Raw genomic sequence first — 24014 nt, forward strand, 5'->3', positions numbered from 1 at the left:
AGTTTATTTTTCCGTAACCCGTAACCCGTAACCCGTAACCCGTAACCCGTAACCCGTAACCCGTAACCCGTAACCCGTAACCCGTAACCCGTAACCCGTAACCCGTAACCCGTAACCTACCTCAACCATCTTTTCGGATTTTGAGTCTTACTATTCCGACGGATCTCAAAATAGAGTGAAGCCTGTGGCTGACCGCCTGTGTCACCAGCAAGCGCAATAGTCTCACCAGCTTTTACTTTATCGCCTTCAAGCTTCATTAGTGTCTGATTAAAGCCATAAAGCGTCATATCGCCTTTGCCATGGTCTAGAAGCACCACAAGACCATAACCGCGCAGGTAATCGGCAAATACCACAGTACCCGAATATACAGCTTTAACTGGTTGTTCGTAGTTAGCGTCAATCACCATGCCTTTCCAGTTAACCTGACCACTTTGGCGAGTACCGTAGTTATGCAGAACACGGCCTTTCAATGGCCATGGTAGTTTGCCTTTCTGTTTGGCCAGACCGTCCATTGGCACGGTATTACGTTTTGCTGCTTTTGCTATCTCTGACTTCAGACGGGTTTCATTGCGCTGCAACTCTGCCAGATAGTGTTTATTGCTGGAGATATTGCGCTGGATCTTTCCAACGGTACTTTTACGTTTCTTTTGTGAGCCAGTAAGTTCAGTTTGCTTCTTCTTTTGCTGAGCTAGCAGAGCCTCTATTTGATGTTGTTCATTTAGTAGCTGCTGGTTTTTGGCGTCTAACTGCTTACTAGTATTATCCAGCTCCTCTATCGCTTTCGCTCTGGCTTTAGCCAGGTGCTGAAAATAATGAGCGATTCGGGCTTCTTCTTCGCTGTTTGAAGAATTCAGCAGTGCTTTAGCATCATTATCCCGTTTTGTTACATAGTAGGTTTTGATAAGCGCTTTAAGTGTTTCTGTCTGGGCTGCTTTCTGAGATTCTAAATCCGCTTTTTGCTTATTGAAGATAGAGAGGTTTTTGTTAGCTGTTTTTAACTTGGCCTCTGTTTTTCTGATTTCTTGTCCCAGAGATGATATAGAAAGCTCGTGCTGCTTCAGAGATTTTTGCAGGTTGTTCAGCTCTTTTTGCTGAGAAGTTAGAGAGTTTTTTTGACGAGATATTTCGTTCTTAACCCCTGTTAACTCTTCCTGGCTGGCCATTGAATATACAGAAAGCATCAGTGAAGATAACGCAGCTAAACAGGTCACAGATAGAATGCGAAGCCCTGACAGGGATGGTTGTGATTGTTTTGATGTATAAAGCTTCATCCGTTGAATATCTCTGATGCCTGTAGCGGTATGAAGAGCCAGTATACTCAAATTCAGAAATAAAAAAACGCCAGCGCTAGAAAACGCTGACGTCTGCTTATTCAAATAAATTTTCTATATCAAAAACTTATTTAAGTAGAGATGAACCTGTCATTTCAGCAGGAACTTCCATATCTGTTAGCTGAAGCATAGTTGGAGCCAGGTCAGATAGCTTACCGCCTTCTACAAACTCAACTTCTTTGTTACCAACATAAATTAGTGGAACAGGTAGGTTTGTGTGTGCAGTGTGAGTACCGCCAGTTGCAGGGTCTACCATCATTTCTGCGTTACCGTGGTCCGCAGTAAGAAGAAGTTGACCATCAACGTCTTTGATTGCATCAACAACTTTACCAACACACTCATCTACAGCTTCGATAGCTTTAACAGCAGCTTCGTATACGCCAGTGTGACCAACCATGTCCGGGTTAGGGTAGTTACAGATGATAGCGTCGTACTTACCAGATTTAACAGCAGCAACCATCTTCTCTGTAAGTTCTTCAGAGCTCATTTCTGGTTGTAGGTCGTAAGTTGCAACTTTTGGAGAAGCAATCAGGCTACGCTCTTCGCCGTCGAACTCAGTCTCAACACCACCGTTGAAGAAGAAAGTAACGTGTGCGTATTTTTCAGTTTCAGAGATACGAAGCTGAGTTTTACCTTGCTTAGATAGCCACTCACCGTATGTGTTCTCAAGAGAAGCTGGTGGGAACGCGATAGCTAGTGGGATATCCGCTGCGTATTGAGTCAACATTACAAACTCAACTGCTGGGAACTTAGCACGCTCGAAGCCTTCGAATGCAGGAACAAAAGTACGTGTGATCTGACGAGCACGGTCCGCACGGTAGTTCATGAAGATAACTGCATCGCCATCTTCGATAGCAGCAGATTCCTGCTCTGCAGTTTTGATTGCTGTAGGCTTAACAAACTCATCGTTTTCATCGCGAGAGTATGCAGCTTCAAGTGCTTCAACAGCAGAATCGAAAGTGAAGTCTGCTTTTTCTTCTGTTAGAAGTTCGTAAGCTTTCTGAACGCGATCCCAGTTGTTATCACGGTCCATTGCGTAGTAACGACCTACAAGAGAAGCAACACGGCCTTTACCTAGTTCAGCGAATAGTTCGTCAAAACGCTTTAGTGAACCTTCAGCGCTACGTGGTGGAGTATCACGTCCGTCAAGGAAGCAGTGTAGGTAGATTTTTTCAGCGCCACGTGCAGCAGCCATTTTAACTGCAGCGTAGATGTGGTCTTCGTGGCTGTGTACGCCACCTGGAGACATAAGGCCCATCAGGTGAACAGCTTTACCTGCGCTTACAGCTTTATCAATTGCTTCAACAAATGCTGGAGTGTTTTCGAACTCACCGTCAGCGATTGATTTAGTGATGCGAGTAAGATCCTGGTATACAACACGACCAGCACCAATGTTAGTATGACCAACTTCAGAGTTACCCATCTGACCGTCAGGCAGGCCAACATCCATGCCAGAACCAGAAATCAGAGTGTTTGGTTGGTTAGCAAACAGGCCGTCCAGTACAGGAGTATTTGCGTTTGCAACTGCGTTGTTTGCGTTATCTTCACGGTATCCCCAACCGTCAAGAATCACTAGAGCCATAGGCTTCTTAGCTGACATAGTTTTGACCTCGTCGAATCATATTGAAACTTCAAAAATAAAATTAGCGTAACTTTACTACACTTTTAGGGTAAAACTGTAGGGTAAGATCAAATAATAATCGCTCTAAGTTGTTACTCCCTTACATTTCTCCTCTGAGATAGTGCATTAAGTGTAGCCCTATTTCTACGTTATAGAAGCATTGTTGCGAATTGTTCTCAATAAATAAAGCCAATTTTAGCGATTGTATTGATAGGTATTGTTAACTTTCAAAGATCATTTCCTCATTTATCGTCAAGAAACGCTTTCCCCACTCGCTTCGATTGACCTTCCTCGCTATACTCACTGCTTAAATTTAGACAGGCCGCCCACTTATGGGCTTATTAGTAAGAGTGCAGGACATGCAAGAATATATCGATTTTGTGCAAAACAATATGCTTCTCTCAGTACTGTGGATTGGTATTGTTGTCGCTTTAATCATGAATATCTTTAAAACATCAACCGCTGGATACAAGACAATTATGCCAGCTCAGCTAACTCACCTAATCAATAAAGAAGAAGGTGTAGTGGTTGATATTCGTACCAGAGATGAGTTCAAACAGGGCCATATTGCGGGTGCACTTCACGTTTTACCAGCTGACATTAAAAAGGGAGCCTTTGGTGCCCTTGAAAAACATAAAGCTAACCCAATCATTGTGGTATGTAAGACAGGTACTACGGCTCAAGAGAGCGCAAATCTACTTGCAAAAGCAGAATTTGAGAACGTCAATGTTCTGAAAAACGGTCTGATCTCATGGGATGAGGCGAAGATGCCACTTGTTCGTGGCAAGAAGTAAGACTGACGAATCAACAGTTTCAAAATAAAGATTAAGATTTTTAAGGAAAACCAAAATGGCTGAAGCAGCACCTCAAGATAACCAACAGAACTTCACTATCCAGCGTATCTACCTAAAAGACGTTTCATTTGAAGCGCCAAACTCACCTGACATGTTCCAGAAAGAGTGGAACCCAGATGTGAAACTTGATCTTGATACTCAGAGCCGCGAACTAGGCCAGAACGTATACGAAGTGGTTCTTCGCCTGACTGTTACAGTTAAGAACGAAGAAGAAACTGCATTCCTATGTGAAGTTCAGCAAGCTGGTATCTTCACTGCTGAGCAAATGGAAGCTGGTCAACTTGCACACTGCCTGGGTGCATTCTGCCCGAACATTCTGTTCCCATACGCACGTGAAACTATTTCAAGCCTTGTTGTTAAGGGTACATTCCCTCAACTAAACCTGGCTCCGGTTAACTTTGACGCTCTATTCATGAACTACCTGCAGAACCAGGCTGGTCAAGAGCAAGAAGCACCACAAGCTGACGCTTAATAGTATTAATCTGAGCATCTAGCTCAGACTACAATAAATGCACAAAGCATCTAAAATCATTGATGCGATGTGCATTTTTTATTTCTCTTAATCAGGAAGCAATATGACAAGTTCGATAGGTAAAGACGTTTACGGCAAAGAGATTGAAATGACAGTAATTGGTGCCGGTTCTTACGGTACATCATTAGCCATTTCTCTGGCTCGTAATGGTTCCAACGTGGTTATCTGGGGTCATGAAAAAGATCATATGGAAAGGCTGGAAGCTGCTCGTTGCAATGAAGAGTTTCTGCCTGGCGTAGATTTTCCGGACACCTTAATTGTAGAGACTGATTTAGAGAAAGCAGTAAAAGCTTGTAAGGATATTCTTGTGGTTGTGCCGAGCCACGTGTTTGGTATCGTCCTTAATAGTCTGAAACCACACTTGAGAGATGACTCAAGAATTTGTTGGGCAACGAAAGGTTTGGAGCCGGAAACCGGTCGACTGTTACAAGAAGTGGCTTACGACACTATTGGTGACAGCTACCCACTTGCGGTTCTTTCTGGGCCAACATTCGCTAAAGAGCTGGCAATGGGGATGCCAACTGCTATCTCTGTAGCCTCTCCAAACGATGAATTTGTGCAGGATCTGCAGGAAAAAATTCACTGCAGCAAAACGTTCCGTGTGTACGCCAATAACGATTTTATCGGTATGCAGCTCGGTGGTGCGGTGAAGAACGTTATCGCGATTGGCGCGGGGATGTCTGACGGTATCGGCTTTGGTGCCAATGCCCGTACTGCATTGATTACTCGTGGCTTGGCAGAAATGACCCGCCTGGGTGTTGCGCTTGGTGCACAACAGGAGACCTTTATGGGAATGGCGGGTCTGGGCGATTTAGTTCTAACCTGTACCGATAATCAGTCTCGTAACCGCCGCTTTGGCCTTGCTTTGGGGCAGGGTAAAGATGTACAACTTGCACAGGATGAGATTGGTCAGGTGGTAGAAGGGTATCGAAACACTAAAGAGGTATGGCTACTGGCAAACCGCATGGGGGTTGAAATGCCAATTGTTGACCAAATTTATCAGGTATTGTATCAAGACAAAAACGCACGACTGGCAGCACAAGATCTGCTGGCTCGCGATAAAAAAGCGGAAGCATAAAAAGACAAAAGGTTACGACAATGAGCGAATGCACACCTTGCACGGTATGGCAAAGGATAGTCAAAGAAGCGAAGGAACAAGCTGAGCAAGAACCCATGCTTGCCAGTTTCTACCACGCCACTATTATAAAACACGATAGTTTAGGCGCAGCACTCAGCTATATTCTTGCCAATAAGCTAAAAACATCTTCAATGCCAGCAATGGCGGTGAGAGAAGTAGTAGAAGAAGCTTTTGAAAAAGATCCTTCTATTACCAACTCTGCAGCGTGTGATATTTGTGCAACGGTAAGTCGTGACCCGGCTGTCCAACTTTACTCTATACCTCTGCTTTATCTGAAGGGTTTCCATGCCCTTCAGGGATACCGAGTTGCTAACTACCTTTGGAAACAAGGGCGTGTTGCATTGGCGACCTACTTACAGAATCAGATATCCGTAGCGTGCCAGGTGGATGTTCACCCGGCAGCAAGAATTGGCAAAGGCATCATGCTTGACCACGCAACGGGTATTGTTATCGGTGAAACAGCCGTTGTTGAAAATGACGTATCGATTCTTCAGAACGTAACTCTGGGTGGTACAGGTAAAGAGTGCGGCGATCGACATCCGAAGATTCGCGAGGGCGTAATGATTGGCGCGGGCTCTAAGATTCTGGGTAACATTGAAGTTGGTGTCGGCGCTAAGATTGGTTCCGGTTCTGTGGTTCTTCAGCCTGTTCCTGAACATACAACAGTTGCAGGTGTTCCTGCTAAAATTGTTGGCAGACCAACATCAGCTAAGCCTTCGGAAGATATGGATCAGGCGTTTAACGGTAAGACTGAAAAGCTTATTGATGGTGGTGGTATCTAGATCTTGTTGATAGCTGAATAACTATTTTGGTTCCGGAGTCGCGAACTCCGGAACAGCTTCCTTTCTCAGCTTTAAAGCGTGCAAGTATCCCAGAATACCGCCAAGAATGTTCCCCGCAGCAATACCAATAAATAGCCCCTGAATATCGTTCATCATGCTTCCAAGCCAGGCAAACGGTATGGTGAATACAAACAGGCGAAGTAAGCTCCAGTAAAATGCATTTAGCGGTTTGTGCATGGCGTTGAGGCAACTGATTAGCAGCATGATAACTCCCTGAAAACCGTAGCTTACCGGAACAATCACCAGATATAACCAAATCAGATCATTTACTGCCTGCTCTTTACCAAAAAGAGCGGCTAACGGGATGCTGAGCGGGACCATCATAATAAAGATCAGCATCTGGAATAAGATCGAAAAACGCATACTCAGGAAGAGTGCCTGAAAGCTGCGTTTTGGGTTATCAGCACCAAGGTTTTGCGCCATAAATGGAGTCAAAATCGAAGCCAACGACATTACAACCAGTATCAGTAATGACTCTATTCTTTGAGCTGCTCCATACGCTGCAACAGCTTCTGTGCCATGGGTGGCCAAAAGCTTCATAAGAATAGCTCCGGATAGCGGAGTCATTGCGCTGGAAAGGCCCGCAGGAGTGCCAATTTTAAGTACTTTCCCCCAATCTGGAATTATGGTCTTCATATTTGGCAAAGAGAGAAGTTTTTCTCGTTTTGCCAGTAAGTTTAGCGACCAGCATAATGCAGCCAGCCAGCTTACCGCACTGGCCATTGCAGCTCCTTTAATTCCTAACTCAGGAAATGGCCCGTAGCCAAAGATGAGCAGCGGATCGAGTATCCCGTTAATCACCCCAGCGAACATCATTATTTTTGCCGGGGTCTTTGTATCACCTGTTGCTCGTATTGCGGCATTGCCTGCCATTGGAATAACTAGCAATGGAATAGTGAGATACCAGATCACCATGTAGTCACTGATCAGTGGGATTAACTCTGGTTCTGCACCTAGAGCTAGAAATAGAGGTTCGATGGAGGTCAGCCCCAGTAACGAGGCTAGGATAACGAGTAATACAGCCAGAAGAAGCCCATGAGTAGCTAGTGCTGCTGCGTGTTTTACCTCTTGCTGGCCAAGTAATCTACCTATGCTGGTGGATAGCCCAACACCAATCCCCATAGTGATACAGTTGACTCCGAAGGTTACCGGAAAAGTAAAACTAATTGCCGCCAGTGCTTCTGTACCAAGTAATGAAATAAAGAAGGTATCAACAACGTTAAAGAGCAAAATAGCCACCATGCCGAAGACCATAGGTATGGTCATCTGGCGTAACACCTGGGGAATAGGATTGGAAAGAAGGCCGTGCTTATCTTGCATTCATGTACGTTATTTTAAGGACAAGGGTTCAAGGATAACGCTTTTTGGGTCGGACGAGTAGATAAAAAAATCCCCCTTCAGAGTGAAGGGGGAGGGATGCTGCTACTTAGCTAAATATACATCTAGCTCTTCGCTACCACCGATGTGTTTACCACCGATAAATATCTGTGGAACAGTAGAGCGGCCTGTTACAGCGCGTAGTGATACTGTTGTTGCGTCTTTACCTAGTATGACTTCTTCGTAAGACAGGTTTGCATCAATTAGTGCTTGTTTTGCTTTTGCACAGAATGGGCAGCCAGGCTTAGAGAAAACGGTTATTGATTCCTGGACTCGGTAATCTGGTGCTACATAGCCAAGCATAGTGTCTGCATCAGAAACCTTAAATGGGTCACCAGGTTCATTTGGCTCGATAAACATCTTGTTTACCACACCATCTTTGACCAGCATGCTGTAGCGCCATGAACGCTTTCCAAAGCCAAGCTCTGCTTTGTCGACTAACATACCCATGCCGTCAGTAAACTCACCATTACCATCAGGGATAAAGCTAATGTTCTCTGCTTCCTGGTCGTCTTTCCATGCATTCATTACAAAAGTATCGTTGACAGATACACATAGAATTTCATCTACGCCATGTTCTTTAAACACAGGGAATAGTTCGTTGTAACGTGGCAAGTGACTAGATGAACAAGTTGGTGTAAATGCACCCGGTAAGCTGAATACAATTACAGTTTTACCTTTAAATAGTTCATCAGTAGTTACGTTAACCCATGAGTCACCCTGACGAGTTGGGAAGGTTACTTGTGGTACTGCTTGACCTTCTTTAGATGTAAACATATAAATTTCCTTTATTTTTGTATGAGCCAACTGGCTACTGAAATCAGTGTAGAGGAGTTAACTCCTTTTTGTTGAGATCATTATTGAAAAATTACATTGATAGCTCCAATCATTTAATACTATAGTAATGATAGCTATTTTCTATTTAAGAGGCGTGTATGAACATTCGGGATTTCGAGTATCTGGTTGCTTTGGCTGAACATAAGCATTTTAGAAAAGCAGCAGAAGCTTGCTTTGTCAGTCAGCCTACACTGAGTGGTCAGATTCGTAAGTTAGAAGATGAGTTGGGCACCGCACTTTTAGAGCGAAGCAGCAGGCGCGTTTTGTTTACAGAGTCAGGATTGCTGTTGGTTGAGCAGGCCAAGCGAATCCTTAGTGAAGTAAAGACATTCGTTGACATGGCGAGTTTGCAGGGAAAAGAGATGAGCGGTCCGCTGCATATTGGTTTTATTCCTACTGTTGGCCCTTATCTTTTACCCAAAATTGTTCCGAGCCTAAAAGACGACTTCCCGGATTTAGAGCTGTTCCTTCATGAAGATCAAACTCATAAACTGGTAAGGCAGCTTGAAGAGGGGAAACTGGATTGCATTGTACTGGCTTCAGTGGCTGAAACAGAGCCGTTTATCGAGCTCGATTTGTACGATGAGCCACTGTGTCTCGCAGTTCCATGTGATCATTTATGGGCAGACAAAGATACACTGCAAATGAGTGAGCTAAATGGTAAGACGGTGCTCTCACTGGGAGATGGGCATTGTTTGAGAGATCAGGCGCTGGGCTTCTGTTTTGCTGCAGGCGCTAAAGATGACGAGCGTTTTAAAGCAACCAGTCTTGAGACGCTTCGAAATATGGTTGCTGCTGGAAGTGGGATTACGCTATTGCCACAACTTTCTGTCCCTAAAGAGAAAAACAAAGATGGGGTTTGTTATATTCAGGCTCAGGATCCGGTACCTTCAAGGAAAATTGTACTGGCGTATCGTCCGGGGTCTCCATTAAGAAAGCGCTTTGAAGACCTGGCTAAAACCATTTCAGGTTACATAGTGGATGATGCTTAATTGTAGCCAATTAAACGCCTGAAACAGTAAGCCCCTCAAGTAGAGGGGCTTACTATTAAAGGAACATTGATTCTGGTATCAAAACAGAGATTCACTCTCTCCGCTGCCACCACCAGAGAATAGATCCAGCTCATCAGCTGCATTATCCTCAGCGTATGTAGTCGGTTCCGTGCCTGATACAAAGTATTCAAACATAGCGTTTGAGCCTGATTGCTTGGTTAGAAGGCCACTATCTCTATCGATGCGAACTCTTACGATATCTGATGGAATTGACTTTCTCTGGGTTGGTACGCCGTCCAAAGCGACTCTCATAAAGTCTACCCAGGCAGGTTGAGCGGTTTTTGCACCTGCTTCGCCACCTGGATTTTGCTGATCTTTAGACAGGTTAGCATTTCTGCTGGTTCGTCCCAGTTTACGTTCATGACTATCGAAGCCTACCCATGAAGTAGCAACAATGCCTGGCCCATAACCGTTGTACCATGCATCCTTAGATTCGTTAGTTGTACCTGTTTTACCACCAATATCGCGGCGTTTAAGAGTCTGAGCACGCCAGCCAGTACCATTCCAGCCAGTACCTTCACGCCAGTTACCTCCACCCCATACGTTGCTGTACATCATCTCTCGGACAAGGAATGCTGTCTGTTCTGAGATGACTTGAGTCGCATAATGGATAGCATTTTCGTTCTGCACAGCAGTTTCAATTACATCGTCTTCATTTGCTGCGATAGTGTCCTCGAGGTTTTGTTCAACAACAGACTCCGCCATGTTGTCGTCAGTGTCTTTCTGAACCTTGTTGGTCAGATACGATTTCATTGAATCATCACAGTTCTGTCGGCAGATAATCGCTGGATTCGCCTTAAATTCAGTATCGCCATATGGTGTCTCTACATGATCGATATAGTATGGTTCAACGTAAAAACCACCGTTAGCAAATACTGAGTAGCCCTGAGCCAGTTTTACTGGAGTCAGGCTGCCAGCACCTAAAGCAATGGTTTCCGAGCGTGGAAGCTCATTTAGATCAAAGCCAAAGCGGGTTAGGTATTCACGAGTATTGTCTAGACCAACCTGACGCAACACTCTTACTGCCATTACGTTCTTCGAGGTCGCTAGTCCGATACGTAGGCGGGTAGGGCCGATATAAGTTGGTGGAGAGTTCTTTGGTCTCCACGCCGTACCCATGCTTGAATCCCATTGATTGATAGGTGCATCGTTAACCAAAGATGCCAGAGTCATACCACTATCAACTGCAGCAGAATAGATAAATGGTTTGATACCTGAGCCCACCTGCCGAACAGACTGAGTTGCGCGGTTAAACTTGCTGTGAACAAAGTTAAAGCCACCAACCAGTGACAATACAGCGCCATCTTCAGGATTCATTGCAACAAATGCAGTATTTGCGTTAGGAACCTGACTTAGCTTCCATGTATAAGTGAATTGAGGCTCATCTTCTAATGCACCTTCAATAGGTGTTTTAGTTAATGGACGCACCCAAATCTGTTGGCCTTCTGCAATGATATCTGATGCTGTTTTAGGAGCTGGTCCTTGTTTGTCATCAGTAATGAACTTACGAGCCCACTTCATTCCGTCCCATTCAACCTGAGCCTCACCCTGATTTTTAATGTATACGGTTGCTGATTGATCTTGCACAGAAGTTACGATAGCCGGAGAAAGTTCACCGTAGCTCGGTTGCTTTCTCAGGTGCTTTTTCATTTCATCAACAGTCAGGGCTGGCTTACCAGGCGTCCATAGCTCTTTTTCTTCGCCCCGGTAACCGTGTCTCTCATCGTAGTTTAGAAGGTTAGATACTGCGGCAGTTGTCGCGGCATTTTGCAACTTGGAATCCACTGTTGTGTAGATCTTCATACCCGATGTATAAGCATCTTCCCCGTAGCGTTCTACCATCCACGAGCGGGCAATTTCTGCAATGTACGGCGCTCTTAGTTCGATCTCCGCACCATGGTAACGGCCATCAAGAGGCTCCGATTTTGCTTGTTCGAACTCTTCCTGCGTAATGTACTTCTCGGCCAACATTCGGCCCAGAACAACGTTGCGTCGGGATGTTGCTCTATCAATGGAGTAAATCGGGTTCATGGTTGAAGGTGCTTTTGGCATACCTGCCAGTGTGGCCACTTCACTCAGAGTTAGCTGGTTTAGCTCTTTGCCAAAGTATACCTGTGCGGCAGCACCAAAACCGTAAGAGCGATAACCAAGGAAAATCTTGTTGATATAGAGTTCTAGAATCTCTTCTTTAGAAAGCAGTTGCTCTATGTGTACAGCGATAAAAATCTCTTTGATTTTTCGCATAATTTTCTTCTCATTAGACAAGAAGAAGTTTCGTGCCAACTGCTGTGTAATGGTACTTGCCCCTTGTTTTGCTGAACCGGAAACTGCAACGACAACTGCAGCTCGGACGATGCCGATTGGGTCGATACCAGGGTGGCTGTAGAAACGGCTATCTTCCGTTGCTATTAGGGCTTCTATTAGTTCTTTCGGGATCTCGTCATAGGTCACTGGTACGCGACGCTTTTCACCAAATTGCGATATAAGCTTACCGTCGCGACTATATACCTGCATAGGAGTCTGAAGCTGGACATCTTTTAATGTTGCAACATCTGGCAACTCGGGTTTGACGTAATAATAAAATCCAACAATTGTTCCCACTCCAAGAACAATGCAAACCACTGAAAAAACAAACAAGTACTTTATGAACTTCACCGGATAATCCCTGATTAATAGAGGTGTTAGGTTACCTAATGTGCAAGCTTAACATATTTAAGCCTTTACAGAATAAGTTCAATTTCTTATTAGATTGTTAGGAGACTGCGAAAATGTTTCGGTCAGAGGTTACTGGTATCGATATTAGTCCCCAAAGCATTAAAGTGGTTTCAGTGAAGTCCGCTGCCAGTGGATATGTAATTACCAGAGCCAGGAGCTTTGCAAGCGGTGCTGTGAATGACGATCACTCTATGGATTATCATCTGCTGGTAAAGGGACTCGGCGAGCTAAAGAAGGAGTTGCCCTTATTTAGCCGAAAAGTCGCTATTTCGGTTCCCGATTCAGCGGTTGTCTGCCGTTCTCTCCAAATCGACAGCGGCATACAGGAAGTTGAGCGTGAGTTTGCGATTTACGAAGCTTTTTCTAGTGTTTCTCCAGTTGCACATCAACAACTGAGAATAGATTTTGTCGAAAAAACTCAATCGGTACAGGAGGATAAAGTCGGATATCAGGTCTATGCAGCTAAAAAAGAGGTGGTTGATGAGCGGGTTAATGCGGTCAAGCGCGCAAAATTAACGCCAGTACTTGTCGATACCCAGTCTCATGGCTTGTTAAAAGTATGGGAAGTCATATCGAAAAGGTTGAATCAGGCAAATTGGTTATTGCTCTATATTGGCCCTAATCAAACGACTATCTGCTCGGGAGCTGTTTCTGATTCGGTATTTTGTCAGTCGATACAAAAGGGGCTAGGTTGTAAGGTTACTGATTTCAAAATGCAGCAAAAGGCTTGTGATGAGTTGGCTGATAGTGTGGCTTTGCAAATCCAGATTTACGCATCTGCAACGGAGCCAGTGGAAGGTGTATGGGTTACAGGAGATACAGAGTCTCTTGAACCATTTCGAGTGACATTGGAGCGAATAACATCACTCCAATGTCAGCTACTTAACCCACTGGAGTTTATACCAGGCTGTAATTCAGTCACGGGTAAATATGATTCAGGATATGCATATAGCCTTGCGGTGGGGATCGCCATCAAAGGGCTCTGCTGGGTGGAGTCAGCCTGATGCCAGATATCAATCTACTTCCATGGCGAGAGAAAAAGCGAGCGCAGTATCGGCGTGTTTTCTGGCTGCTGCTTGGACTGGTATTGCTCATTACCGTTGCTGTTCACCTTCTTATTTTAAGCACTATCGAAAAGCAGATACTGACTGAAGCGACAGTTGAGCAAGAGCTTACCCTTGCATTAAATAAAATGCTTCAGAATGAAAAGCAGCTAGAGTTACTGACCGATACTATTTCAGAACTGGATAAAAGGATTATTCTGCTCGATAGGATGAGTCAAAACCAGAGTATGCCAGTTAGCCAATTACATCTCTTTGTTGAGCATGTACCAAAAACTCTGCTTTTCACTAGGGTGTTGATTGCAGAAGGCACTATAGAGATTTCAGGTGTTGCCCAACAGACTGAGTCGATAACCATGCTGTCGCAGCGGCTGGAGTCCGAATCGAAAGTCACAGATATAAATGTACATGCGGTCTCAAAAATAAAAGAGGGAGAGCATCAAGGCTTTCACGAATTTTTATTGAAGTTCCCTCTTAACGAGGAGGCGAGCCATTGAGAGGAATGCCTGAATTAGATTTGAATGATATTGCGGAGTGGCCGCGAAAGTTTCAAATGTTGGGGCTGATGCTACTGTTTTTGATTATTCAGTTGCTGCTTTACTGGTTAGTAATATTGCCAAAGCAGGAACAAAGGAGTGAGCGTTTAAAACTGATAGCTCAGAAGCAGAATATCCTAGTCATGAAATCTGGAAGTGCTTCTCAGAAAATGGACTTGGAAGAGACGTTGAGAGATAAACACCGACGTTTGGTTAACATGAGCCACTCTTCCTCTGGCGGGAAATCACAAGTAGATATTCTTTCCGTTGTTAACCGATTTGCTTCTGCTAATCGTCTTACAGTGCATCAAATAGATAAAAAACAACCGTTAGGGAACAATGTTTACGTTCAACATCTTTTCGATATCCAGATTTCAGGGAGGTTTGAGGATCTTGGGCGATTTTTTGGCTTTATCGCCTATGTGAAACCCTACATTGGCTTCGAGCGTATTGAGTTTCTTAAGGATAGTGCGGACAGCTCAGAGATTAGCGTCAGAATAAGTGCAGTGACCTATTCTCTGGATGATAACTGGCAGAGGATGGCGTTAGAAGCTATATCTGGTTTAAACCAAACGCCAGAACCTGAGCAAGGATTGTCGCGATATAACACATCTTTTAACCCTGTATCCCCAAGAGATATTTTTGAGTTTGCAGCCCTGGAGTCAAACTCAGGAATTGCTCAACAAAAATGTACAAAAAGCAGCGTGCCTGGAGATCTAACTGAGATTGAGAAATTCAAGCTAGGCGAGTTATCGCTGAAAGGCTTCCTTCGCGCAGATAATAAAAAAGCAGCATTAATCCAGACTCCTGATGGAAAAGTTGTTTCTGTAAAGGAAGGAGACTCCCTCGGAGATGAAGGTGGATATGTGTTAAGTATCAATCAGCATGATCTACTGATTTATGAAACAGCTGGTGGATGTGAATCTCATAAGCCGGTCTACTGGCCAAAAAGGAGTATTAATATTGAAGTTAGACCATAGTTTTGTGATTACTTTACTCTTGCTCTCATTTGCTGTTAGTGGGGCGGAGAATGAAGGTTCCGTTAATCGGTCAGAAGAAAACCGGATTTCCCTTAATGCTCAAGATATGCCAGTAAGAAACCTGCTCCAGGCCGTCGCCGATTTTAAAGGGCTGGATCTGGTGGTTTCCGATTCGGTTGAAGGAAATATCTCTTTAAATTTTGAAAATGTTCCATGGGAACAGGCTCTTGAAGTCATTCTGCATGCTAAAGGTTTGGACAAACATATTACGGGCAACATTATACTCATTGCTCCTAAAGAGGATTTTGGAAAAAGGACACAATACGAAGCGGAGCAAACCAAGTTAACGCAGCAGTTTGAGCTCTTGCATTCACGGGTGATAAGAGTTCATTTTGCAAATGCTGTTGAACTGGCTGAAACCTTATCATCAGGCAGTAACGTAATGTCGTCCAGAGGTGCTCTTTTTGTCGATAGCCGAACCAATTCAATCATTGTCAGAGATATGCAAAGCAATCTGGAAGAGGTTAGTAAGATGATTGCGCAGTTAGATATCCCAATTGATCAGGTTCAGATCGAAGCACGACTCGTTACCATCAGCGAAGGCGATTTAGAAGAGCTCGGTGTTAGGTGGGGCGTATCTGGAAGCCACGGAGATACCGCCTTTGGTGGCTCTTTAGAAGGGATTCACTTACAGGGCGATGAATTGTCACTGGATGATATGCTCAACGTCAATCTGGGAGCGTCAAGCCCCAATGCCTCAGGCATTGCTTTCTCAATAGGTACGCTAGAAGGCATGCTTTTGGATCTTGAACTATCTGCACTGCAGTCGGAGTCCAGAGCCGAAATAATATCCAGTCCCAGGCTGATTACTGCCAACAAGAAAACGGCTTATATAGAGCAGGGTACAGAAATCCCTTACCTGGAAGCGGCGTCTAGCGGTGCCACATCGGTCTCATTTAAAAAAGCGGTATTAAGTTTAGAAGTCACTCCACAAATTACGCCCAACCACCAAATTGTTCTTGATCTGAAGGTGACACAAAATAGCCCAGGTGAAACCGTGCGGACTGGTTTTGGAGAGTCGGTATCTATCGATACTCAAAGAATTGGCACTCAGGTACTGGTTAATAACGGCGAAACCATCGTTTTGGGAGGTATTTATCAGTACGACCTGCGCACATCTGTAGATAAGGTCCCTTTGCTGGGAGATTTACCATTATTAGGAAATTTATTTCGTCGAAGCTATGAAGTCAGGCGCAAAAAAGAGTTGATGATCTTTGTTACTCCTAAGGTTATTTCCGAACAAGTTATGTAAAAAAGTTCGGTCTTTGCCTTGAGCCTATAACCTACTAATTATCAATGTAATTTCCATGAATTGTCTGCGGTATAGTGGCTAGTAGCTCAATTATGTTGAGGTGAATTAGTATCACCAGACAAAATATAGTTGCATTACAGCCATCAGATCTAGATAATTTCGGGTCTTATCACGAAATAATTGTGAGGAATCGGTGCTGCAAGCCGATCAGTGAAGTATAAAAATCGATCTGATTTGTAGCAATTTCATTGAATTAACGCTGTAAATTAATGCTGAACATGGCTGAGAAACGTAACATATTTTTAGTTGGCCCAATGGGGGCTGGCAAAAGCACAATCGGTAGACACCTTGCCCAACAACTTCATATGGAGTTCCTGGATTCTGATACTGTAATCGAAGAGCGCACTGGCGCAGATATCGCATGGGTATTTGATGTTGAAGGTGAAGAAGGTTTCCGTAAGCGCGAAGAAACAGTAATCAATGACCTGACTGAAAAGCAAGGCATTGTATTAGCTACTGGTGGTGGCTCGGTTAAGAGTAAAGATAGCCGCAATCGCCTTTCTGCAAGGGGTATTGTTGTTTACCTTGAAACCACGATTGAAAAGCAACTTGCGCGTACCAACCGCGACAAGAAGCGCCCACTACTTCAGACTGATAACCCTCGTGAAGTTCTTGAAGGGTTAGCTGGTGAAAGAAACTCGCTGTACGAAGAAGTTGCTGATTACACAGTGCGTACAGACGATCAAAGTGCAAAAGTAGTAGCCAACCAGATCATAAAAATGATAGAAGAACGTTAAGTTCAATTATTTGGAGAGCCACCCATGGAACGGATAAACGTTGATCTTGGTGAGCGTAGCTACCCTATCTCTATAGGCGCCGGGTTATTCGATAACTCGGCGCACTTTTCTTCTCTAGGTCTTAAGAAAAAAGCGGTAGTCATTAGTAATGTGACTGTTGCGCCGCTGTACGCCGAGAAAGTCATTTCTCAAATTACCTCTTTAGGCTGTGAAGCTACTCTGCTTGAATTGCCTGATGGCGAACAACACAAGAGCTTAAAGGTTTTTGATGACATTATGAGCTTCCTGCTCGAAGGTAACTATGCACGCGATGTGGTATTAGTTGCGCTGGGTGGAGGAGTTATTGGTGATATTGTTGGCTTTGCTGCTGCATGTTACCAGCGAGGTGTCGATTTCATTCAGGTTCCGACAACGTTGCTTTCTCAAGTGGATTCCTCTGTTGGTGGTAAAACCGCGGTTAACCACCCTCTTGGTAAAAACATGATTGGTGCGTTTTACCAGCCTAAATCAGTCACTATAGATATCGACTGCCTGAAGACGTTACCTGAAAGAGAGTTCGCTGCGGGTATCGCAGAAGTTATCAAGTACGGCATCATTTATGATGAAGCTTTCTTTGTTTGGCTAGAAGACAATCTGGACAAGCTATACGCTTTAGATGAGTCGGCGCTGATCTACGCAATTGCCCGATGCTGTGAAATCAAAGCAGAAGTCGTTAATCTAGATGAAAAAGAGTCTGGAATTAGGGCGTTATTGAACCTGGGTCATACTTTTGGTCATGCTATCGAAGCTGAACTGGGGTATGGTAAATGGTTGCATGGTGAAGCAGTTTCAGCAGGAACGGTAATGGCAGCAAAAACTGCCCAACTTCAGGGACTCATTACTGAAGAACAGGTTGAACGTATTCAAGCCATACTTGAACGTTCTAAGCTTCCGATACATACCCCTGAATCTATGTCTTTTGATGATTTCATGAAGCATATGATGCGGGATAAAAAAGTGCTGTCGGGACAACTTCGCCTGGTGCTTCCAACGGGTATTGGTCGAGCTGGTGTGTTTGCAGACGTTTCAACGGAACTGATTCAACAAGCGATCGACTTTTACCGTAAATAACCATATTTTGCAGATAACAGTATTTCGCAGATAACAGTCTGGTAGGTTTCGATGAGTTTAGCTCATGAATTGCGCGTCCTTGATTTAGATTCTCAGATAGAGTTACTTGAGCGGGTCAGACTTCTTACTCGCTTTGGATCCAATCTTATCTCTATTGCGGGACAACCCGGAGCAGGAAAAACCTGGATCGCCCAAAGATACCTTGAAGCCTACGCTCAGGACAAAAACCAGTCACTGTTAATGTGTCACCCCAACCAAACTGATGAGCAGAAGAAGGCCATACTTCTCAATCAGGTGGTTGCCAACCCTATGTTTAATGAACATGACCAGTTTATCGATAGCTTTGCACGCCTTATAGGTGATGAAAGCTGTGATCTGGTCATTGTTGTTGATGACGCACACCTGCTAACTGACACTCTACTTGCTGAACTTTGGACACTTGTACTTGAAGCGCAGACAAATCCTAATTGGAATGTAAACGTCGTCTTGTTTTCCAATGGTTCCACTTTAGAGCCGGTAATAAGCCGGATAAGCTATGGTCAGGAACACAAACCTATTTCATTGGAGATCGAACAGCTAAGGCCCAATGAAGCGCAAACTTTTCTTGAAGTAATGGTACTCAAGTTTGTGCATGGTGAAGCAGAGAAGAAAAAAGTTCGTAAACAAGCGACCAAAACATTAGCCTTGCCAGGTGCTCTTATGGCGTTAGGGGAACGTAAAATGGAGAAGAAGATTATCATCCGTTCAATTATTGGGTCACCTTTTAAAATCTTGCTGTTGGTCCTGATATTACTGGCTCTGATTGCTGGTGGTTACTTGTGGCTATTCGCCCAACCAGGACCTATGGATAAGTCTGAGGCAGATACCCAGGAACAGACTACCGAACAACTTACTACGGCAGAGAATAATACAGAAGATGGCTCTGATCAGATGGTTCTTTCACCAGACGGTAAAAGTAACCTTAACTCTGCAGTTAACACTACAGAGAGTAGCAATAATCCGGCTGGTGCAACGGATGATGCTGAAGACCTGCCGCCATCAGTAACAGAAAGTGTCGTTAGCGTAGGTAATAACGATGATGGTCAACGCGTAGTTGTACCTTCAAATGTAGTTGATGCCCTGCTTCAGGGGGAACCTGTATTAGAGTCAACGGTTATCGAAGATGCGGTTGATGATGCCAGAGAGCAGGCAACCATTTCAGACAATACTTCTGAGCCAGCTCCACCACTGATTACGTTCTCATTTTCTAAAGACGAGCTTCTGGGTGTGTCAGACAGAAACTATACTCTTCAGTTAGCTGCTATGCGTTCACTGGAAGAAGTGCAGGACTTCTTGCTGGTACACGAGATGGAAAATAAAGTTCGCATCTATCCAACAATTCGGTCTGGTGAAAGCTGGTATATCATCACATACAAAGATTTTCCTACTATTCAGCAGGCTAGAAATGCCAGAGATGAGCTTCCACAATCAGTACAGATCCTACAACCTTGGGCAAAATCTATGCTTCAGGTACATAGGGAGATTGAGCGTGCAAATTAACGCTGAGTCAGCCTTGAAAATGTGGTACAGTCCGCTCCCTCGAATTGAAGTTGGTAGTTAAAGAGCGGTAGATGAAAAAGCAACGTGCCTTTCTTAAATGGGCTGGTGGTAAGTATGGTCTTGTTGAAGATATACAGCGTCATCTACCTGAAGCAAAGAAACTGGTGGAGCCATTTGTTGGTGCCGGTTCTGTGTTTCTTAATACCGACTACGAAGAGTACTTGCTTGCCGATATTAATCAGGATCTGATTAATATATACAACCTTCTTAAGAAAGAACCTGAGAAATACATTGCAGAAACCAGAAGGTTGTTTAAGCCTGAGTGTAACCGCAAAGAATTTTACCTCGATATCAGAAAGCAGTTTAACGAGACCGACGATATCTGGTTCCGTTCTGTAGCATTTCTTTATATGAACCGCTTTGGCTTTAACGGCTTATGTCGCTATAACAAAAAAGGTGGTTTCAATGTTCCTTTTGGTTCTTATAAAAAGCCCTACTTTCCTGAAGCAGAGATGATTCATTTCTCTGAAAAGGCTCAGAAAGCGACGTTTGTTTGTGAAAGCTATGTAGACACCTTTAAGAAGGCAAAAAAGGGCAGTGTTATTTACTGCGATCCACCGTATGCGCCGCTTTCTAATACCGCAAACTTTACTTCCTATGCAGGGAACGGTTTTACGCTTGATGATCAGGCTGAGCTGGCAAATATTGCCGAACGTACGGCCAAAAAACGTGGTATCCCGGTTCTTATCTCAAACCACGATACCAGCCTTACTCAACGATTGTATAAAGGGGCCAAGCTGGATACGGTTCAGGTTAAACGAACTATCAGTCGAAATGGTGCCGGGCGCAATAAAGTCAACGAGCTGTTTGCCCTGTTTGAGTCAAAGGTTGAAGCAAAAGTTAGTACCAAATCTCAGGAACGCATCAAAAAGAGCCTGGTCTGATTTCCCATTAGGAAAATCTTCACTCCTTAGGTAGAATTGCGGCCAGATTCTGAACACTACAATAACCCTGAGGTCTGGTATGAAAGATTTTTTAATTGCGCCGTCAATTCTGTCTGCTGATTTTGCTCGTCTTGGTGAAGACGTTGAGAACGTGCTAAACGCTGGCGCTGATGTTATCCACTTCGATGTAATGGATAACCACTTTGTACCTAATCTTTCTTTTGGCGCTCCAATCTGTAAAGCGCTTCGTGACTACGGCATCACAGCCCCTATCGATGTTCACCTGATGGTGAAGCCTGTTGACCGTATTATTCCAGACTTCGCAAAAGCGGGCGCATCTATGATCACAATCCATGCAGAAGCGACCGATCACCTTGACCGTAGTCTTCAGCTAATCAAAGAGTGTGGTTGTAAAGCGGGTGTAGTATTTAACCCGGCAACACCGCTTCATTACCTTGATTACACAATGGATAAAATTGACATGATTCTGCTTATGTCAGTTAACCCTGGTTTTGGTGGTCAATCGTTTATCCCTTCTTCTCTTGATAAGCTGCGTGATATTCGTAAGCGCATTGATGCTTCTGGCCGCGATATCCGTCTTGAAATCGACGGTGGCGTAAAAGTTGAAAATATTCGCGAAATAGCGGAAGCTGGTGCGGATATGTTTGTTGCTGGTTCTGCGATTTTTGACAAGCCAGACTACAAAGCGGTTATCGATCAGATGCGTGAAGAACTGGCAAAAGTTCAGCGCTAATCAAGCTTTAATGAAGAGGGGCAGGGGCTTAAATGCCCCTCTTTTATAATTAGGGGAAAGTATGTCGCTAGAAAAAATTAAACTCATTGCCTTTGATCTGGATGGAACCTTGCTTGATAGCGTGCCAGACCTTTTTGTCGCGGTAGATCAGTCGGTACAAGCACTAGGATATCCGGCAATTACTGAAGAGCAGGTAAGAGAGTGGGTTGGTAACGGTGCAGATGTGTTGCTAGGCAGAGCGATGAGTCGAAGCCTAGAGGTTTCTGAGGACCTTGACCCAGAGTTAAGAAAAAAGCTCGCAGTCTATTTAATGACTTTTACGCTTCATGCGGTCACACCCGTAGTCCTTTGTATCCAACCGTGTTTGAAACCCTTATCAAGTTGCATGATGCTGGCTATAAACTGGCACTGGTAACCAATAAGCCTGGTGTTTTTGTGCCAGAGATTATGGAGCAGCATAAAATTGATCACCTGTTTGTAGAAGTGATTGGTGGAGAAGATTTTCCAACCCGCAAACCTGATCCAATTGCGCTGAACTGGCTGTTGGAGAAGTACGAGCTTTCTGCTGATGAAATGCTGATGGTTGGTGACTCTAAGAACGACATTCTGGCGGCGAAAAATGCAAATTGCCCTTCGTTTGCACTGACGTATGGCTATAACCATGGCGAGCCAATTTCAGACTCTAAACCGGACTTTATTGCCGATGAGTTAGCTGAGTTGCTGGATATCCTGTCTATCTCAAAATAATTAAGATAAGGCTCTGGAAAAATACTCGTTAATGAGTACACTGCTCTATTCGAGATAAAAATATCTCTTTCAAAGAAGTCTCTATTTAAGAAGTAATTAAGGAAATCATAATCATGAGCAAACCTATTGTATTAAGTGGCGTGCAGCCATCAGGTGAACTAAGTATCGGTAACTACTTAGGTGCTCTTCGTCAGTGGCAACAGATGCAGGATGATTATGATTGCCAGTACTGTATTGTTGACCTTCACGCGATTACTGTTCGTCAGGATCCAAAAGCTCTTTATGACGCAACGCTAGATGCGTTAGCTATTTGTCTGGCTGTTGGTGTGACTCCTGAGAAAAGTACTCTGTTCGTTCAGTCTCACGTTCCTGAGCATGCTCAGCTAGGTTGGGTTCTTAACTGTTACACCCAAATGGGTGAACTGAATCGTATGACTCAGTTCAAAGATAAGTCTCAGCGCTACGCGAACGATATTAACGTTGGTCTTTACGATTACCCGGTGCTAATGGCTGCGGATATTCTTGCGTATCAGGCACAACAGGTTCCTGTAGGTAGCGACCAGAAACAGCACCTTGAGTTGGCGCGTGATATCGCAAACCGTTTCAACAACCTGTACGGTGAAACGTTCGCGGTTCCAGAACCATACATCCCTACAGTAAACGCTCGCGTAATGAGCCTTCAGGATGCGACTAAGAAGATGTCTAAGTCGGATGATAACCGTAAGAACGTTATCACTCTGCTGGAGGAGCCTAAGTCGATCACTAAGAAGATTAAGAGCGCAGTAACTGACCCTGAAGATCCACCGCGTGTAATCTACGATGTGGAAAACAAGCCAGGTATCGCAAACCTTATGGGGCTAATGCATGCCGCTACAGGCCAGAGCTTCGAAGAGATTGAGAAAGACTTCGAAGGTAAGATGTATGGCCACTTTAAGGTAGCAGTAGCAGAAGCGGTAGTTGCAATGCTTGAGCCTGTTCAGGCTGAGTATAAGCGTATCCGTGAAGACCGCGCATACCTTGACTCAGTAATGAAGACAGGTGCAGAGAAAGCATCTGCTCGAGCAGAGATCACACTGAAGAAAGTATACGAAGCAGTAGGCTTTGTTGCTCGTCCATAATCAGTGGGTGTAAAAGATTCGCTCAACGCGAATTTGTTGGTTTAAAGTCAAATATCGGGCAGCTCACGAGAGCTGCTTATTTTTTCTTGCCTTTCAGTGCTCAGTCGGCACAATACCGCACTTAAACAACCAATACCGCTTAAATACACGCAGGCACCAATGCTTCTTATCATCGATAATTACGACTCCTTTAGTTATAACCTCTACCAGTACTTTTGTGAACTGGGCGCAGAGGTAAAAGTGGTGCGTAATGATGAAATAGATATTGCAGGCATTGAATCACTAGGTCCTACGCACCTTGTTATCTCTCCGGGGCCATGCACACCAAATGAAGCGGGCATCTCCCTTGAGGCAATAAAACATTTTGCCGGAAAACTACCTTTGATGGGGGTTTGCCTTGGTCATCAGGCCATAGCGCAAGCTTTCGGTGCAGAGGTGGTTCGGGCAAAGAAGGTGATGCATGGAAAAACATCGCCAATTCGCCACAACAACAAAAGTGTGTTTGAAGGGCTAAACAATCCTCTGACGGTAACTCGTTATCACTCGTTAGTAGTGAGCAAAGAGTCACTTCCCGACTGCTTTGAAATTACCTCCTGGACAGAGAGTTCAGACGGTAACTTTGACGAGATAATGGGATTCCAACATAAAACCTTGCCTATTGATGCGGTTCAGTTTCATCCAGAATCGATCAAAACCGAGCAGGGTCATGAGCTACTTGCTAACTTTCTAAAGCGTTAAAATCAGGCTTTCCTGTTTCTGATAGCTTGAACTTGATCACTATTCTTAACAATACCCATCATTCTCTGTTATAACTGAA

Annotated in this window: 20 protein-coding genes and 2 pseudogenes; 17 read left to right on the plus strand and 5 right to left on the minus strand. The window is 44.2% G+C overall.

All coding sequences use genetic code 11. From position 1 onward, the window contains the following. Window positions 1-116 precede the first annotated feature (116 nt). Window positions 117-1271, minus strand: a complete 1155-nt coding sequence (locus P7F88_RS00510) for a murein hydrolase activator EnvC family protein (protein WP_277821493.1) — start codon at window positions 1269-1271, stop codon at window positions 117-119. Window positions 1272-1398: 127 nt separating this feature from the next. Further along, entirely contained in the window at window positions 1399-2931 is a 1533-nt protein-coding gene (gene gpmM / locus P7F88_RS00515; RefSeq protein ID WP_277821414.1) for a 2,3-bisphosphoglycerate-independent phosphoglycerate mutase, read from the minus strand. A 380-nt stretch (window positions 2932-3311) separates the two neighbouring features. On the opposite strand from gpmM, the gene P7F88_RS00520 reads away from it, so the two are divergent. The 4 genes from P7F88_RS00520 to cysE all read left to right on the plus strand — a co-directional run bounded on the left by P7F88_RS00520 (window position 3312) and on the right by cysE (window position 6258). Beyond that, a complete protein-coding gene (locus P7F88_RS00520) occupies window positions 3312-3746 on the plus strand; it encodes a rhodanese-like domain-containing protein (RefSeq protein WP_277821415.1) in 435 nt (144 codons plus the stop codon). Window positions 3747-3801: 55 nt separating this feature from the next. After that, on the plus strand, window positions 3802-4278 hold the full coding sequence (gene secB / locus P7F88_RS00525) for a protein-export chaperone SecB (protein WP_277821416.1): 477 nt from the start codon (window positions 3802-3804) through the stop codon (window positions 4276-4278). A 103-nt stretch (window positions 4279-4381) separates the two neighbouring features. Next, complete coding sequence (gene gpsA, locus P7F88_RS00530) at window positions 4382-5416, plus strand: NAD(P)H-dependent glycerol-3-phosphate dehydrogenase (protein ID WP_277821417.1); 1035 nt, start codon at window positions 4382-4384, stop codon at window positions 5414-5416. 20 nt (window positions 5417-5436) lie between these two features. Continuing rightward, a complete protein-coding gene (gene cysE, locus P7F88_RS00535; protein ID WP_277821418.1) occupies window positions 5437-6258 on the plus strand; it encodes a serine O-acetyltransferase in 822 nt (273 codons plus the stop codon). Window positions 6259-6279: 21 nt separating this feature from the next. Here cysE and P7F88_RS00540 read toward each other — a convergent pair whose 3' ends face one another. Beyond that, the gene (locus tag P7F88_RS00540) at window positions 6280-7638 is read right to left on the minus strand and encodes an MATE family efflux transporter (protein ID WP_277821419.1); all 1359 of its coding nucleotides are present in this window, start codon (window positions 7636-7638) and stop codon (window positions 6280-6282) included. A gap of 102 nt (window positions 7639-7740) precedes the next feature. Then, on the minus strand, window positions 7741-8472 hold the full coding sequence (locus P7F88_RS00545; protein ID WP_277821420.1) for a glutathione peroxidase: 732 nt from the start codon (window positions 8470-8472) through the stop codon (window positions 7741-7743). A gap of 158 nt (window positions 8473-8630) precedes the next feature. Between P7F88_RS00545 and oxyR the strand changes: the two genes are divergently transcribed. Beyond that, the gene (gene oxyR, locus P7F88_RS00550) at window positions 8631-9524 is read left to right on the plus strand and encodes a DNA-binding transcriptional regulator OxyR (RefSeq protein ID WP_277821421.1); all 894 of its coding nucleotides are present in this window, start codon (window positions 8631-8633) and stop codon (window positions 9522-9524) included. 78 nt (window positions 9525-9602) lie between these two features. Here oxyR and P7F88_RS00555 read toward each other — a convergent pair whose 3' ends face one another. Then, a complete protein-coding gene (locus tag P7F88_RS00555) occupies window positions 9603-12239 on the minus strand; it encodes a penicillin-binding protein 1A (protein ID WP_277821422.1) in 2637 nt (878 codons plus the stop codon). A 113-nt stretch (window positions 12240-12352) separates the two neighbouring features. On the opposite strand from P7F88_RS00555, the gene pilM reads away from it, so the two are divergent. The 12 genes and pseudogenes from pilM (at window position 12353) to P7F88_RS00615 (ending at window position 23935) form a co-directional block, all read left to right on the plus strand. Next, window positions 12353-13303 carry a pilus assembly protein PilM gene (pilM, locus tag P7F88_RS00560; protein ID WP_277821423.1) on the plus strand — a complete coding sequence of 317 codons (951 nt, stop codon included), beginning with the start codon at window positions 12353-12355 and terminating at the stop codon, window positions 13301-13303. Further along, a complete protein-coding gene (locus P7F88_RS00565) occupies window positions 13303-13857 on the plus strand; it encodes a PilN domain-containing protein (RefSeq protein ID WP_277821424.1) in 555 nt (184 codons plus the stop codon). Before pilM ends, P7F88_RS00565 begins: the two co-directional genes overlap by 1 nt. A 5-nt stretch (window positions 13858-13862) precedes the next feature. Beyond that, entirely contained in the window at window positions 13863-14876 is a 1014-nt protein-coding gene (locus P7F88_RS00570; protein ID WP_277821425.1) for a pilus assembly protein PilP, read from the plus strand. Window positions 14877-14967: 91 nt separating this feature from the next. Further along, window positions 14968-16188 (plus strand): annotated as a pseudogene (locus P7F88_RS00575) (type IV pilus secretin PilQ); the annotation flags it as partial. A 278-nt stretch (window positions 16189-16466) separates the two neighbouring features. Further along, window positions 16467-16985, plus strand: a complete 519-nt coding sequence (gene aroK / locus P7F88_RS00580) for a shikimate kinase AroK (protein ID WP_277821427.1) — start codon at window positions 16467-16469, stop codon at window positions 16983-16985. A 24-nt stretch (window positions 16986-17009) separates the two neighbouring features. Continuing rightward, window positions 17010-18095, plus strand: a complete 1086-nt coding sequence (gene aroB / locus P7F88_RS00585) for a 3-dehydroquinate synthase (protein ID WP_277821428.1) — start codon at window positions 17010-17012, stop codon at window positions 18093-18095. 51 nt (window positions 18096-18146) lie between these two features. Then, complete coding sequence (locus P7F88_RS00590) at window positions 18147-19634, plus strand: AAA family ATPase (protein ID WP_277821429.1); 1488 nt, start codon at window positions 18147-18149, stop codon at window positions 19632-19634. Between the two features lie 71 nt (window positions 19635-19705). Next, window positions 19706-20578 (plus strand): Dam family site-specific DNA-(adenine-N6)-methyltransferase, encoded by an 873-nt coding sequence (locus tag P7F88_RS00595; RefSeq protein WP_277821430.1) that lies wholly within the window; start codon window positions 19706-19708, stop codon window positions 20576-20578. A 79-nt stretch (window positions 20579-20657) separates the two neighbouring features. Beyond that, complete coding sequence (gene rpe, locus P7F88_RS00600; protein WP_277821431.1) at window positions 20658-21332, plus strand: ribulose-phosphate 3-epimerase; 675 nt, start codon at window positions 20658-20660, stop codon at window positions 21330-21332. A 61-nt stretch (window positions 21333-21393) separates the two neighbouring features. Continuing rightward, a pseudogene (locus tag P7F88_RS00605) lies at window positions 21394-22079 on the plus strand (phosphoglycolate phosphatase). A 113-nt stretch (window positions 22080-22192) separates the two neighbouring features. Next, the gene (trpS, locus tag P7F88_RS00610; RefSeq protein WP_277821432.1) at window positions 22193-23197 is read left to right on the plus strand and encodes a tryptophan--tRNA ligase; all 1005 of its coding nucleotides are present in this window, start codon (window positions 22193-22195) and stop codon (window positions 23195-23197) included. 159 nt (window positions 23198-23356) lie between these two features. After that, window positions 23357-23935 carry an aminodeoxychorismate/anthranilate synthase component II gene (locus tag P7F88_RS00615; protein ID WP_277821433.1) on the plus strand — a complete coding sequence of 193 codons (579 nt, stop codon included), beginning with the start codon at window positions 23357-23359 and terminating at the stop codon, window positions 23933-23935. Window positions 23936-24014 lie beyond the last annotated feature (79 nt).

The organism is Vibrio hannami (assembly GCF_029589055.1).
GTDB classification, from domain to species: Bacteria; Pseudomonadota; Gammaproteobacteria; order Enterobacterales; family Vibrionaceae; genus Vibrio; species Vibrio hannami.